General features: G+C 69.2%; 12 protein-coding genes and 1 CRISPR repeat array (1 of these 13 only partly in view). Of the genes, 8 read left to right on the top strand and 4 right to left on the bottom strand.

Annotated features, from left to right (window positions below; all coding sequences use genetic code 11):
- Positions 1 to 169: a CRISPR direct-repeat array (repeat unit 30 nt; unit sequence GCCACAGATCATCCCTGGAGGGATCGCAAC); it reaches 250 nt to the left of the window's first position.
- Positions 170 to 194: 25 nt separating this feature from the next.
- On the bottom strand, positions 195 to 443 hold the full coding sequence (locus tag RUR_RS04130) for a hypothetical protein (RefSeq protein ID WP_283133501.1): 249 nt from the start codon (positions 441 to 443) through the stop codon (positions 195 to 197).
- A gap of 446 nt (positions 444 to 889) precedes the next feature.
- Between RUR_RS04130 and RUR_RS04125 the strand changes: the two genes are divergently transcribed.
- The 4 genes from RUR_RS04125 to coaE all read left to right on the top strand — a co-directional run bounded on the left by RUR_RS04125 (position 890) and on the right by coaE (position 5610).
- Positions 890 to 1969, top strand: a complete 1080-nt coding sequence (locus tag RUR_RS04125; protein ID WP_283133500.1) for a polysaccharide deacetylase family protein — start codon at positions 890 to 892, stop codon at positions 1967 to 1969.
- Positions 1970 to 2168: 199 nt separating this feature from the next.
- Positions 2169 to 3641: a 30S ribosomal protein S1 gene (rpsA, locus tag RUR_RS04120; protein WP_283133499.1), complete on the top strand. Its 1473-nt coding sequence runs from the start codon at positions 2169 to 2171 to the stop codon at positions 3639 to 3641.
- A gap of 875 nt (positions 3642 to 4516) precedes the next feature.
- Positions 4517 to 5029, top strand: coding sequence for a GNAT family N-acetyltransferase (locus RUR_RS04115; RefSeq protein ID WP_283133498.1), 513 nt, complete (start codon positions 4517 to 4519; stop codon positions 5027 to 5029).
- Positions 5030 to 5031: 2 nt separating this feature from the next.
- On the top strand, positions 5032 to 5610 hold the full coding sequence (gene coaE / locus RUR_RS04110) for a dephospho-CoA kinase (RefSeq protein WP_283134003.1): 579 nt from the start codon (positions 5032 to 5034) through the stop codon (positions 5608 to 5610).
- Here coaE and RUR_RS04105 read toward each other — a convergent pair.
- Entirely contained in the window at positions 5599 to 6372 is a 774-nt protein-coding gene (locus RUR_RS04105) for a sporulation protein (RefSeq protein WP_283133497.1), read from the bottom strand. The genes coaE and RUR_RS04105 overlap by 12 nt on opposite strands.
- A gap of 497 nt (positions 6373 to 6869) precedes the next feature.
- Here RUR_RS04105 and uvrB point away from each other — a divergent pair, with 497 nt between their 5' ends.
- Complete coding sequence (gene uvrB / locus RUR_RS04100) at positions 6870 to 8978, top strand: excinuclease ABC subunit UvrB (protein ID WP_283133496.1); 2109 nt, start codon at positions 6870 to 6872, stop codon at positions 8976 to 8978.
- Between the two features lie 2 nt (positions 8979 to 8980).
- The gene (locus tag RUR_RS04095; RefSeq protein WP_283133495.1) at positions 8981 to 9913 is read left to right on the top strand and encodes a GNAT family N-acetyltransferase; all 933 of its coding nucleotides are present in this window, start codon (positions 8981 to 8983) and stop codon (positions 9911 to 9913) included.
- Here RUR_RS04095 and RUR_RS04090 read toward each other — a convergent pair.
- Together RUR_RS04090 and RUR_RS04085 are read right to left on the bottom strand one after the other, a co-directional pair.
- Complete coding sequence (locus RUR_RS04090; protein WP_283133494.1) at positions 9861 to 10460, bottom strand: DUF4126 domain-containing protein; 600 nt, start codon at positions 10458 to 10460, stop codon at positions 9861 to 9863. The two genes, RUR_RS04095 and RUR_RS04090, sit on opposite strands and share 53 nt — an antisense overlap.
- Positions 10461 to 10469: 9 nt before the next feature.
- Positions 10470 to 11138: an acyltransferase gene (locus RUR_RS04085; RefSeq protein ID WP_346349011.1), complete on the bottom strand. Its 669-nt coding sequence runs from the start codon at positions 11136 to 11138 to the stop codon at positions 10470 to 10472.
- 146 nt (positions 11139 to 11284) lie between these two features.
- Here RUR_RS04085 and pyrG point away from each other — a divergent pair, with 146 nt between their 5' ends.
- Entirely contained in the window at positions 11285 to 12982 is a 1698-nt protein-coding gene (gene pyrG, locus RUR_RS04080; protein WP_283133493.1) for a CTP synthase, read from the top strand.
- Positions 12975 to 13619 carry an NUDIX domain-containing protein gene (locus RUR_RS04075; RefSeq protein ID WP_283133492.1) on the top strand — a complete coding sequence of 215 codons (645 nt, stop codon included), beginning with the start codon at positions 12975 to 12977 and terminating at the stop codon, positions 13617 to 13619. Before pyrG ends, RUR_RS04075 begins: the two co-directional genes overlap by 8 nt.
- Positions 13620 to 13623: the final 4 nt, after the last annotated feature.

Here is a 13623-nt window from a genome sequence, read left to right as displayed (position 1 = left end):
TGCGGTTGCGGCCACAGATCATCCCTGGGGGGATCGCAACGCGGCCATGGCAATGCCCCCTCATTCGACGGGATGCCACAGATCATCCCTGGAGGGATCGCAACGCTCCCTGGCATGCGGCGAGCAGGAGGACTAACTCGCCACAGATCATCGCTGGAGAGATCACGACCCGGCCCACGATGTGGGGGTGCGGTCTAGCGGTGGGCGTCGGCTGGGTCGCGGAGGGTGAGAGCCTTGGGTTCGGTCAGGCCCGCGCGTGTGCCCGCGCGGAGTCGGGCTCGGACCTGGGCGCCGGTGCGGGGGCGGGGGTTGGGTTGTCTGCCGCAGCCGCAGGTTTCGAAGCCGTCATAGGTTAGGCCCGCCTCCAGAACCGCGGCGACCGCCGCCCAGCTGCGGGTGTCTCCCTTCCGGGGTGCGGCGAAGTTGTTTCCGGCGGAGATCATCGGTACCCGGCAGCCTGGGGAGCGGTGTTCGGCATGGTCCCATCGGTACTTGTGGCTGCGGCGGCATGGGACGCACACGTAGTGGACTCGGAATCGGACGTTCGGATACCTGCACACGGACGCCTAGGTAGGCGTACCGCCCGTTCTGTCCCTCTGCGTCACTTGGTGATTCGGATTTCTCCCTGATTTTTCAGACTTTGTAGCGCTGGACTGCGATCCGCGAGCAGGGATGATCGGGGTCGCGTACGTCGACGGGTTCGGGTGGTTCACGGCGTTGAGCTGGTCGGATGTCGCTCGGTGGCGGTGTCGCCACTCCGGTGGGACAGGGCGGGGCTATGCCGATCACAGTGACGATCTTGGGGTGTCACCCGGGTGTCGGTGGTCAACGGGACAGGAGTGACTGTCCTAGGGTGATGTGAATGGGTCGGGGTCGAAACACCTTTTTGGTGCGTACTGTCGGTATTGCCAATCTGCTGGTCCTGGTGGCCGCCACCGTCGTCCTCTCGGCGGCGCAGGTCGAACCGGACCCGGTCGCTACCCCCGGCGCCGTTGAGACCCCCACGGCACCGGAACCCGCACCGACACCGCGGCTCCCGCAGCCGACGCTGCCGCCTCCGGTGGACGCGACACGGGAGTCGGCCGCCGCGGCGCAGGCGAACGAGCTCGGTCTGGTGCCGGTCCTGATGTATCACCGGATCCTGCGCAAGCGCCTGGTCTCCCTGGACCGTACGCCCGGTCAGCTCCGTGCCGAGTTCGTCCGGCTGGCTCGATCCGGTTTCGTCCCGGTGACCGCGACCGAGTTCGCGACCGGGCGGATGGAGATCCCGGCCGGCTCGCACCCGGTGGTGCTCACCTTCGACGACGGGCATCCCAGTCACTTCGGGCTCGGCGACGACGACCTGCCGAAGAAGGGGACCGCGGTGGAGGTCCTGTACGAGGTGGCGCGGGAGTACCCCTCGTTCCGCCCGGTCGCGACGTTCTGGGTGAACGGGTATCCGTTCGGCCTGCGGGACCGCAAGGACCAGGCGCGAGCCGTGCAGTGGCTGCGCCGGCAAGGGTTCGAGGTGGGAAACCACACCTGGGACCATCCGCTGCTGCGTTCCCTCAAGCATCGGAAGGTGGCCGAGCAGATCGCGCGGACGCAGCGCCTGGTCCGGCAGCTCGGCGGCGGCGACCCGTCCACGCTGGCGCTGCCGTACGGGGCCATGCCCAAGCGTCCCGGGTGGGCTCGGAAGGGGACCTGGGACGGAGTCCTCTATGATTTTGCGGGAGTTTTTCTCGCCGGTGCCGAGCCGTCGGTCTCGCCGTATGCGAAGGGATTCGATCCTGGAGCCATCCAGCGGATCCAGTCCAACGGGAGGAAGGGGGAGTGCCGCCGCTGGTGTTCGGACTACTGGCTCTCCTGGCTGGACAGGCATCCGGACCGGCTGTACACCTCCGACGGAGATCCGCAGAAGATCTCCTTTCCGGGGGCGCTCGGGGGTAATATCGGTGCCAAAATGAAGGACCGGGCCAACCCCTATTGAGCCCTGCGATTGACCGCACCCCAAAGGTCTCATATCCTGATCGCTGCGCTGTGGGCTCGCACACGCCTCGGACGGAGCGGGCTTGCGCTCGGTCATGTCGACCAGGTTCCGGATATCGGATCGCCGCTCGGCAGAACGATAGAGGGCCCTACGCGCACGGCAAAATCGACTTCTGTCCGCGTTCGGAGCCATTCCACACATGACGAGCAGCACCGAGGCCACCTCGACCACCCCGCAGGTAGCGGTCAACGACATCGGGTCCGAGGAAGCCTTCCTCGCAGCGATCGACGAGACCATCAAGTACTTCAACGACGGCGACATTGTCGAGGGCACCGTCGTCAAGGTCGATCGAGACGAGGTCTTGCTCGACATCGGCTACAAGACCGAGGGTGTCATCCCCTCGCGAGAGCTCTCGATCAAACACGACGTCGACCCCAACGAGGTCGTCACTGTCGGTGACCACGTCGAAGCCCTCGTTCTCCAGAAGGAGGACAAGGAGGGTCGGCTGATCCTGTCCAAGAAGCGCGCGCAGTACGAGCGCGCCTGGGGCACGATCGAGAAGATCAAGGACGAGGACGGGATCGTCACCGGAACCGTCATCGAGGTCGTCAAGGGTGGTCTCATCCTCGACATCGGCCTCCGTGGCTTCCTTCCGGCGTCTCTCGTCGAGATGCGCCGTGTGCGTGACCTCCAGCCCTATGTGGGCCGTGAGCTCGAAGCCAAGATCATCGAGCTGGACAAGAACCGCAACAACGTGGTCCTGTCCCGTCGCGCCTGGCTGGAGCAGACCCAGTCCGAGGTCCGCCAGACCTTCCTCAACACCCTCCAGAAGGGACAGGTCCGCAAGGGCGTCGTCTCCTCGATCGTCAACTTCGGTGCGTTCGTGGACCTCGGCGGCGTCGACGGACTCGTCCACGTCTCCGAGCTCTCCTGGAAGCACATCGACCACCCCTCAGAGGTCGTCGAGGTCGGCCAGGAGGTCACCGTCGAGGTTCTCGACGTCGACATGGAGCGCGAGCGGGTCTCCCTGTCGCTCAAGGCGACGCAGGAGGACCCCTGGCAGCAGTTCGCCCGTACCCACCAGATCGGCCAGGTCGTCCCCGGCCGGGTCACCAAGCTGGTGCCGTTCGGTGCGTTCGTCCGGGTCGAGGAGGGCATCGAGGGCCTCGTCCACATCTCCGAGCTGGCCGAGCGCCACGTGGAGATCCCCGAGCAGGTCGTCCAGGTCGGCGACGAGATCTTCGTGAAGATCATCGACATCGACCTCGACCGGCGCCGGATCTCCCTCTCGCTCAAGCAGGCCAACGAGGGTGCGGCGGGTGCCGACGTCGAGTTCGACCCCACGCTGTACGGCATGGCGGCGACCTACGACGACCAGGGCAACTACATCTACCCCGACGGCTTCGACCCCGAGACGGGCGAGTGGCTCGAAGGGTTCGACAAGCAGCGCGAGGAGTGGGAGCGGCAGTACGCCGAGGCCCAGGGACGCTTCGAGGCTCACCGCAAGCAGGTCGAGAAGGCCCGCAGCGAGGAGGCCGAGGCGGCCGGGCCGTCCACCTACTCCGGTGAGACCCCTCCGGCCGGCGGCACCAGCCAGTCGACCGGTGGCGCCCTCGCCTCCGACGAGGCTCTCGCCGCTCTGCGCGAGAAGCTCTCCGGCGGCCAGAGCTAACCGAACAAGCGTAAGAGGACCCCGTCTACGGACGGGGTCCTCTTCGTTTCAGATCAAGCCGAGGTCACCACCGAGATCGGCCTGGCGTGGCCCGTACACCCCCGGCCCGGGTGATCGTTGCGCTGTACGCAACCTCCAGGGGGCACAGACTGCAATGATCACCCGGACAGTACGCAGGCCGCCGCCACTGCACCGCTCAAGAAAGCGGGCGCGCTGTGACGACAATGCCGCGAGCTTCGCAAAACCCTCCTTCCCGGCGCCAAGCCTTGACGGGCGCGGAGGCGTAGGTGCTGCCTGCTCTGTCGGGATGTCCGGGCTTGATCGGCGGCGACCGGCGTGGTGTTCGGCTGATCCTTGTGTTCTGCGCACTCCATGGGGTGCGGAGAGCGCAATGATCGTCTATGCGCAGGGGGTACGGGCGGTGCCGGGCCGATCCCGGTGGCCTTCCGGGCTCGAGTGGCGGTGGCCCGTACGGCGCCGGGGTGATCGTTGTGGTGTGTGAGCCCTTTGATGTCCGGGCTTGATCGGCGGCGCCCGGCGTGGCGCCCGGCTGATCCTTGTCTTCTGCACACTCTGTGGGATGCGGAGAGCGCAATGATCGTCTATGCGCAGGGGGTACGGGTGGTGCCGGGCCGATCCCGGTGGCCTTCCGGGCTCGAGTGGCGGTGGCCCGTACGGCGCCGGGGTGATCGTTGTGGTGTGTGAGCCCTTTGAGGTGCGGAGAGCGCAACGATCACAGGGTTTTGGCTGTGCCCCGGCCTGGGGTATCCGCTCCGGTACGGCCTTAGGCGGCGTGAGCCGTACCGGGTCGGGATTCGGGGGAATGATCGGGAACCGGTCGACCGGTGCGGGGGTGCGGTCGTAGGGTTGCGCGGGTGAGTGGTGGATCTTCGTCGGCGGTGGTGCCGGTGATCCGGCCCGCCGAGCCGGGGGACGTGGGGGAGCTGCTGACGCTGCAGCGGGCGGCTTACGTCGCCGAGGCGCAGCTGTACGGCGATCCGTTCATCCCGGCGCTGGTGGAGTCCCTGGAGCAGATGCAGGGGTTTGTCCGCGACGGCACGGTGGTCAAGGCGAGTGTGGGCGACCGGATCGCCGGGGCGGTACGGGCCCGCGTGATCGAGCGGACCTGTGTGATCAGCCGGCTGTTCGTCGCCCCGGACCTGCGGGGACGCCGGATCGGTGCAGCGCTGGTGGCGGCGGTGGAGGCCGGGTTCGAGGCGGAGGTGTACTCGCTCTCCGTCGGGCACCAGTCGGAGTCGAGCCTGCGGCTGTTCCGGCGGCTCGGCTACCGGGAGACCGGCCGGGAGCGGGTGGACGACCACCTCTTCCTCGTCCAGCTGCGCAAGGGCGGCCGGGACGGCGCGGATCGGTATGCTGTGGGCCCGTGAAGGTGGGACTGACCGGAGGTATCGGGTCCGGCAAGACCGAGGTGACGCGGCGCCTGGCCGAGCATGGGGCGATCGTGATCGACTCGGATCGGATCGCGCGCGAGGTGGTGGAGCCGGGGACCCCGGGGCTGGCCCGGGTGGTGGCCGAGTTCGGGGAGTCCGTGCTGCGGCCGGACGGCACGCTGGACCGGGGGCGGCTCGGCGCCGTGGTCTTCGCCGATCCCGAGCGCCTGGCGGCGTTGAACGCGATCGTGCATCCGCTGGTCCGGGCGCGTTCGACGGAGTTGCAGGAGGCGGCGCCGGCGGACGCGGTGGTCGTGCACGACGTCCCGCTCCTGGTGGAGAACTCGCTGGAGTCGCTCTACGACCTGGTCATCGTGGTGGACACGTCGGAGGACGTGCGCCTGGACCGGTTGACCCGGCTGCGCGGGATGTCCGAGACGGACGCCAAGGCGCGGATGGCGGCCCAGGCGACCAGGGAGGAGCGGCTCGCCGTCGCCGACATCGTGATCGACAACAACGGGTCGCCGGACTCCCTGGACGTCCAGGTGGCCGAGGTCTGGCAGGAGTTAGCCGAATAGGCCCTTGCGCTTGTTGGCGAGGGCGTTGAGCCGGTTGCGCAGGGCGCCGGCGAAGTCACCCTGGTCCTGGTGGCCCATGGTGAACCGGTCGTAGGCGTCGTGGCTGCCGCCGAAGGCGCCGCGCTTGTCGACTTCGAGGATGACGTCGACGGCCGAGGGGCTCGCGATGAAGGTGACCTCAAGCTCGTTGAAGGAGCCGCGGAACTCGCGGCTCGCGTAGTACTCGATCTCCTGGAAGAACGGCATCTGCGAGCCGACGAGGGTGCCTTTCTCCAGGTCGGCCTTCTTGAACCCGAAGCCGAGCTGGTCGGTGGCGCGCATGAAGCGCTCCTGGGCGGGGAGCGGGTTGACGAACAGCGGGTCCAGGTCGCCCTTGTCCAGGGATCCGGCGAGCTCCAGCTCGGTCTTGACGCCGAGCTTCATGCCGCGCAGCGGCTGGCCGTTGACGGCGCTGATCGGGGTCTCCCACGGGACGGGGATCTCGAACGGGATCGACTGGGCGGATCCCGCCGCCAGCTTGAACCGGCTTGCGACGGTCGTCCGGCTGAAGCTGTAGTTCGTCTTGTACTCGCTGTCCCCGGATTCGACCTCGACTTCGGCGATGAGGTCGAGGGTGATCGCGTCGACGCTGTAGTCCGTCGACTCGCTGCGGAAGTTGACCTGTCCACGGAGCAGGTCGCCTGGGCGCACCTGGGCGTTCTGCAGGACGGTGTCGACGTCGACACCGGCGCCGAACGCGGCCTTCAGCTTCCTGAAGATCATCTAAGTACCTTTCGAGCTGGGGATTGCGGGCTCTGACCCGCCAACGGCTGAGGCAGATCAGGGGTTCCGTAAAGGGGAAGACCGTTTCCCCAGGTCATACGTTATCGGACATCACCTTGCAGAACGCTTGCAACGGATACATCCCTCACAGAGTGTGATGATCATGGACGGTACGGGCTCCGCCAGGCGGGCGGTGCCGGTTGCGTCGGGGTGCCGGGGCCGGGGTTTGCGTGATCATTGTGGTGTTCGCACCCCGGGGTGGGCGCAGAGCGCAACGATCACGGGTGGTACGGGCTGCGCCGGGCCCCGGGAGCGGGTCTCCTGCCCCGGCGCGGCGCCCGTACACCAACAGAGCCATGTGAAAGCTGAAAAATCCCAAAATTTCAGTCTTCATCTGTTCCAGAACCTCGGTGGAGACGGGCGATCCCACGGCGGGGCCGGACTCCCGCCCGGCTTCGCGGCAGGAATGTCGGTCGGACGGCGTAGGTTTAGGAGGCGTGAGGCCCGTGACAGATTTGCAGCGCAGGGTGGCGCCGTTCCAGGTGGTCACCGAGATGACCCCGGCCGGCGACCAGCCCGAGGCGATCGACGACCTCGAACGGCGGATCCGCGCGGGGACCAAGGACTGCGTCCTGCTCGGCGCGACCGGAACCGGGAAGACGGCCAGCATGGCCTGGCTGATCGAGCGCCTGCAGCGGCCCGCGCTGATCATGCAGCCCAACAAGACGCTCGCCGCGCAGTTCGCCAACGAGCTCAGGGAGATGCTGCCGAACAACGCCGTCGAGTACTTCGTCTCCTACTACGACTACTACCAGCCCGAGGCGTACGTCCCGCAGACCGACACCTACATCGAGAAGGACTCCTCGATCAACGACGAGGTGGACCGGCTCCGGCACTCGGCGACGAACTCGCTGCTCACCCGGCGCGACACCGTCGTGGTGGCCAGTGTCTCCTGCATCTACGGCCTCGGCACCCCGCAGGAGTACGTGGACCGGATGGTACGGCTGCGCGTCGGCATGGAGATCGAGCGCGACGTGCTCCTGCGCAGGCTCGTGGACATGCAGTACGCGCGAAACGACCTCGCCTTCACCCGGGGCACCTTCCGGGTGCGCGGCGACACGATCGAGGTGATCCCGCAGTACGAGGAGCTCGCCGTCCGGATCGAGATGTTCGGCGACGAGATCGAGAAGCTCGCCACCCTGCACCCGCTCACCGGTGAGGTCATCACCGAGGACACCGAGCTCTACATCTTCCCCGCCTCCCACTACGTGGCCGGGCCCGAGCGGATGGAGCGGGCGACCCGCGACATCGAGGCGGAGCTCGCCGAGACCCTGGAGACGATGGAGCGGCAGGGCAAGCTGCTGGAGGCCCAGCGGCTGCGGATGCGGACCACCTACGACCTGGAGATGATGCGCCAGGTGGGGACGGCCTCCGGGATCGAGAACTACTCCCGGCACATCGACGGCCGGGAGCCCGGGAGCGCCCCGAACACCCTCCTCGACTACTTCCCCGAGGACTTCCTGCTCATCCTGGACGAGTCCCACATCACGGTGCCGCAGATCGGCGCGATGTACGAGGGCGACGCCTCGCGTAAGCGCACCCTGGTGGAGCACGGGTTCCGGCTCCCCTCGGCGATGGACAACCGCCCGCTGAAGTGGGAGGAGTTCCTGGACCGGATCGGCCAGACCGTCTACCTGTCCGCGACGCCGGGCCCGTACGAGCTGGGCCGGACCCAGGGCGACGTGGTCGAGCAGGTGATCCGGCCGACCGGGCTGGTCGACCCGGAGGTGGTGGTCAAGCCGACGAAGGGGCAGATCGACGACCTGGTGCACGAGATCCGGGTCCGCGCGGAGCGGGACGAGCGGGTCCTGGTCACCACCCTGACCAAGAAGATGTCGGAGGACCTCACCGACTACCTGCTGGATCTGGGGATCCGCGTGCGGTACCTGCACAGCGAGGTGGACACGCTGCGCCGGATCGAGCTGCTGCGCGAGCTGCGGGCGGGCGAGTTCGACGTGCTCGTCGGCATCAACCTGCTCCGGGAGGGCCTGGACCTGCCGGAGGTCTCCCTGGTCGCCATCCTGGACGCCGACAAGGAGGGGTTCCTGCGTTCGGGGACCTCGCTCATCCAGACGATCGGCCGGGCGGCGCGGAACGTCTCCGGCCAGGTCCACATGTACGCGGACACGATCACCCCGTCCATGGCCAAGGCGATCGACGAGACCAGCCGGCGGCGGGTCAAGCAGGTCGCCTACAACCAGGAGCGGGGCATCGACCCGCAGCCGCTCCGGAAGAAGATCGCCGACATCCTGGACTCGCTCGCCCGGGAGGAGGCCGACACCGAGACCCTGGTCGGGAGCGCCCGCAAGCAGAGCCGGGGCAAGGCCCCGGTGCCCGGGTTCGCTCCGCAGCGCACGGGCCGGCACGCCGGGGAGATCGCCGGGAGCATGCCCAGGGCGCAGCTGGAGTCGTTGATCGAATCCCTCACCCAGCAGATGCACCAGGCCGCGGCGGACCTGCAGTTCGAGGTGGCCGCCCGCATCCGGGACGAGGTGAAGGAGCTCAAACGCGAGCTGCGGGACATGCGCGAGGCCGGTGTGACCTGAGCATGACCGACCTGGAGGCCTTCACCGAGGCCGTCCGAGACCGGCATGCCGAGATCGACCCGCTGCTGCCCGGCCCGGCCGAGCTGCCCGAGGGGGAGCCGCTGATCGTCGCCGGGGCCGTCGGGGTGCCGCGCCGGATCCGGCTCGCCGCGGACTCGGTGGACCTGGCCTGGGGCGCCGAGGACCAGTTCCGTCTCCCGCACCTGGTGGCCGGGCCGGAGCCGGCCCGGGCGCTGGACCGGCTGCTCGGGGCGTGGCGGGAGCACATCGCCCGGTGCGCGCCGGGCGAGGACTCCGCGGCGACCCTGACCTGGCCGAGCCGGGACGTGGAGGCCGTGCCCGCGCTGCTGCGCCGGGGTTTTCAACCGCACGCGGTGGCTTCGGTACGACTGCGCGGCTGGCCCGGGCCCCGCTACCGGGCCCGGAACGTGGTGGTGCGCACCGCGTGCCCCGGCGATCTGGACGCGGTGGTGGCGCTGTGGCACGCCGAGATCCGCTACGACGCGTTCTTCGGCCAGGTGGGGGAGCGGCGGGGGATCGCCCGTCGGCTCCGCGCCGAGATGGCGCAGGCGCTCGCCGTACCGGATCCGTGGGTCTGGCTGGCCGAGCTGGACGGGGCGCCGGCGGCGCTCGCCTACGTTCAGGATCCGACGTGGACGGGGCCGATGGTCCGGGCCGAGCCGACCGCGTACCTCACCTGTATGTCGGTGGCGCCCTCGCTGCGGGGCAGGGGGGTGGGGGCGGCCCTCGCCGGGCATGTGCACCGCCGTCTGGACGCCGTCGGCGTGGAGGCGACCCTGTTGCACTACTGCGTGGCCAATCCCGTCTCAGGGACCTTCTGGGCGCGCATGGGGTATCGCGCGCTCTGGACCTCGTGGCAGGTCAGTCCCGCGACGGCGATCCGCCCCGTCTCCGCCGCCGCCGCCTCCTCCTGAGGACCAGCCGGACCGCGATCACCGCCACCGCGATCAGCACCACGACCACCAGGGCCGGCAGGAAGATCGCGACAAGGCTCATGCCCAGGGAGCCCGCGTCCTCGGCGGTGCTGACCACGGGCGCCCCGACGCCTCCGGTGGTGGCGTTGACCAGCGGCCTGGTGCCGGACTTCACCAGGTGCACCGTGAGCGCGACGACGATGCCGAGCAGCCAGCCCGCCCAGGGGTTCTCCCGCATCCACGCCGATTCGTCCAGGGCGGCGGCCGCCGAGGTCGCGGCGGAGACCACCCCGCCGGAGGCGGGCCGTACCACGGTCTGGACGACGTCGTTGACGTGGTCGACGACGGGGACCTTGTCGAGGACGACCTCGGCCGCCAGCAGGAGTGTCAGGACGGCGATCGCCCAGCCGCTGGAGAGCCAGGAGAACTCGGCGGGGAGTCTGACCACGTCGGAGAAGTGCGCCAGCAGCCCGACGACGAGGAGCGGGATGTAGGCGTTGAGCCCGGCCGCCGCGGAGAGGCCGAGGCCGGTGAGGACCGCCAGCATCAACCCATCTTACGGTCGTCCGCCGGAATCCGCGGGGTGGTGCAACGGCGCCGGGCCGGCCGTCCGCCAGCCGTGACCGGGCAGGTGTTCGCGGACGACCCGGGCCGGGACCCCGGCGAGGACGCAGTTGTCGGGGAAGACGCCGCGGACCACGGCCCCGGCGGCCACCACGGTGTGCCGGCCGAGCCGGGAGCCCGGCAGGATGATCGCCCCGGCGCCGAGCCAGGAGCCGGCGCCGATGACGACGGCGGAGTTGCGCGGCCACTGCCGCCCGATGGGGGTGTCGAGGTCCTCGTAGGCGTGGTTCTGGTCGGTGATGTAGACGTAGGGCCCGGTGAATACGTCGTCGCCGATGTCGATCGACTGGTGGCCGACGATGTGGCTGCCCCGTCCGATGGAGCAGCCCGCCCCGAGCCGGACGATCGCGGCCGGGCCGAGGTCGAGCCCCGGGGCCATCCCGGCCGAAAGTGAGACGCGTTCTCCGATGAGCGTGCCGGCCCCGATCTCGATCCACTTCTCGCCGAAGACCGAGCCCGGGGGAAAGGCGATGAAGACCCCGGCGCCGAGGGAGCGGAACCGGTAGCCGGCCGGGGTGGACGGAGTGATCGCGCCGTAGGTCGCGGCGAGGGACCACAGCCGGTGGATCAAGCCGCTGATGAGACGTCGACCTAGTGCCATGGACGCACAAGTTACCGTTAGGTCGGACGACTCCGTCCCGGGACGGGGCTCCAGGCCGTTCCCGCATCTCACAGGCAGGGCCTGATATCCTGAGAGCCCGTGGGCACGGTGGCACCGGCCGCCACGCATCGACCACGGGAGCTTTCTTGCGCAGCGCCTCCAGATCTGCCGCCTTTTCTCGTCTATCGCAGACCAAACATCTCTTCGTCACCGGTGGTGTCGCCTCCAGCCTCGGAAAGGGCCTCACCGCCTCCAGCCTTGGGCGCCTGCTGAAAATGCGTGGCCTGAAGGTCACGATGCAGAAACTCGACCCCTACCTCAACGTCGACCCCGGCACGATGAACCCGTTCCAGCACGGTGAGGTCTTCGTCACCGACGACGGGACCGAAACCGATCTCGACGTCGGCCACTACGAGCGGTTCCTCGACACCGAACTGCGCGGCTCCGCCAACGTGACCACGGGCCAGGTCTACTCCAACGTGATCGCCAAGGAGCGCCGCGGGGAGTATCTGGGGGACACGGTCCAGGTCATCCCGCACATCACCAATGAGATCAAGGACCGGATCCGGGGAATGGCCGCCCCTGACGTGGACGTGGTCATCACCGAGGTCGGCGGTACGGTCGGCGACATCGAGTCGCTCCCGTTCCTGGAGGCGGTCCGGCAGATCCGGCACGAGATCGGCCGGGACAACTGCTTCTTCCTGCACGTCTCGCTGCTGCCGTACATCGGCCCGAGCGGTGAGCTGAAGACCAAGCCGACCCAGCACTCGGTCGCCGCCCTGCGCAGCATCGGCATCCAGCCGGACGCGATCGTCTGCCGGTCGGACCGGCCCATCACCACCTCGCTGAAGCGCAAGATCTCCATGATGTGCGATGTGGACGAGGACGCGGTGGTCTCCGCGGTGGACGCCGCCAGCATTTACGACATCCCCAAGGTGCTGCACTCCGAAGGCCTGGACGCCTACGTCGTCCGCCGCCTCGGGCTGCCGTTCCGCGACGTGGACTGGACCGACTGGGACAACCTCCTGCGGCGGGTGCACCACCCGGCCAGGGAGGTCACGATCGGCCTCGTCGGCAAGTACATCGACCTCCCCGACGCCTATCTCAGCGTCACCGAGGCGCTCCGCGCCGGGGGCTTCGGCAACGACGCCCGGGTCAACATCCGCTGGGTGAAGAGCGACGACTGCGAGACGCCCGAGGGCGCCGCCCGCGAGCTGGACGGGGTCGACGGGGTGGTCGTCCCCGGCGGGTTCGGCGTCCGCGGCATCGAGGGCAAGGTCGGCGCGGTCCGGCACGCCCGCGAGGCCGGGGTGCCGCTGCTCGGCCTCTGCCTCGGCCTGCAGTGCGTGGTGATCGAGGCGGCCCGCTCCCTGGCGGGCATCGCCGACGCCAACAGCGCGGAGTTCGCCGAGCAGACGCGGGAGCCGGTCATCTCCACCATGGCCGACCAGAAGGACGTCGTCGCCGGCGACCGGGACATGGGCGGCACGATGCGGCTCGGCCTCTACCCGGCGGTCCTGCTGGAGGGTTCCCTCGCCGGTGAGCTGTACGGCGCTTCGCGCGTGGAGGAGCGGCACCGCCACCGCTACGAGGTCAACAACTCCTACCGGGACCGGCTGGAGAGCGCCGGGCTGGTCTTCTCCGGCCGGTCGCCCGACGACCGCCTGGTGGAGTACGTGGAGCTGCCGCGGAAGGTCCATCCGTTCTTCATCGCCACCCAGGCCCACCCGGAGCTGCGGTCCCGGCCGACCCGGCCGCATCCGCTGTTCGCCGGGCTGATCCGGGCCGCGCTCGAGTTCGCCGAGCACCGCGGCGTCGAGGCCATCCGGAGCAAGCGTGGCTGACCTCTCCGTGGACGACGTGCGGGACGCCGCCGCGAGCTGGGAGGTCACCACCACGGTCGACCACTTCCACGGACGGGTCGTCACGGTGCGGACGGACTCGGTCCGGATGCCCGGCGGCGACGTGGTCAACCGGGACTACGTGGTCCATCCGGGCTCGGTCGCGGTGCTCCCGCTCGACGACGACAACCGGGTGCTGATGCTGCGGCAGTATCGGCATCCCACGCGGCGGTTGCTCTGGGAGCTCGCGGCGGGCCTGCGGGACGTCCAGGGCGAGCCGCTGTGGCGGACGGCCGCCCGGGAGCTGGCGGAGGAGGCGGGCTGGCAGGCGCGGCACTGGCACACGCTGGTCGACGTGTACACCTCGCCGGGGATGACCGACGAGCGCTCCCGGGTCTTCCTCGCCCGCGGCCTGTCCCCGGTCGGCCCGGACGGAGGCGAGTTCCTCGCGGAGGGGTTTCGCCGCAGGCACGAGGAGGCGGACATGCCGCTGGTCTGGGTGCCCCTCGCCGACGCGGTCCGCAAGGTGCTGGCCGGGGATATCCGCAATTCCCTCGCGGTGATGGGTATTCTCGCGACGTGTGCCGCTTCCGCGGACGGTTTCACCGGACTCCGTCCGGCGGACAGCCCGGAGTCCTAGCGAA

The sequence above is a fragment of the Rhizohabitans arisaemae genome (assembly GCF_025996515.1).
Lineage (GTDB): Bacteria > Actinomycetota > Actinomycetes > Streptosporangiales > Streptosporangiaceae > Rhizohabitans > Rhizohabitans arisaemae.
The sequence above is the reverse complement of the archived record's forward strand: the minus strand, read 5'-3'. Positions and strand labels throughout refer to the sequence as shown.

Bases quoted from the DNA above. Each gene is read 5' to 3' on its own strand.
- RUR_RS04130 (WP_283133501.1), bottom strand. From the start codon at position 443: ATGATCTCCGCCGGAAACAACTTCGCCGCACCCCGGAAGGGAGACACC.
- rpsA (WP_283133499.1), top strand. From the start codon at position 2,169: ATGACGAGCAGCACCGAGGCCACCTCGACCACCCCGCAGGTAGCGGTC.
- RUR_RS04105 (WP_283133497.1), bottom strand. From the start codon at position 6,372: ATGATCTTCAGGAAGCTGAAGGCCGCGTTCGGCGCCGGTGTCGACGTC.
- RUR_RS04095 (WP_283133495.1), top strand. From the start codon at position 8,981: ATGACCGACCTGGAGGCCTTCACCGAGGCCGTCCGAGACCGGCATGCC.
- RUR_RS04090 (WP_283133494.1), bottom strand. From the start codon at position 10,460: ATGCTGGCGGTCCTCACCGGCCTCGGCCTCTCCGCGGCGGCCGGGCTC.
- RUR_RS04085 (WP_346349011.1), bottom strand. From the start codon at position 11,138: ATGGCACTAGGTCGACGTCTCATCAGCGGCTTGATCCACCGGCTGTGG.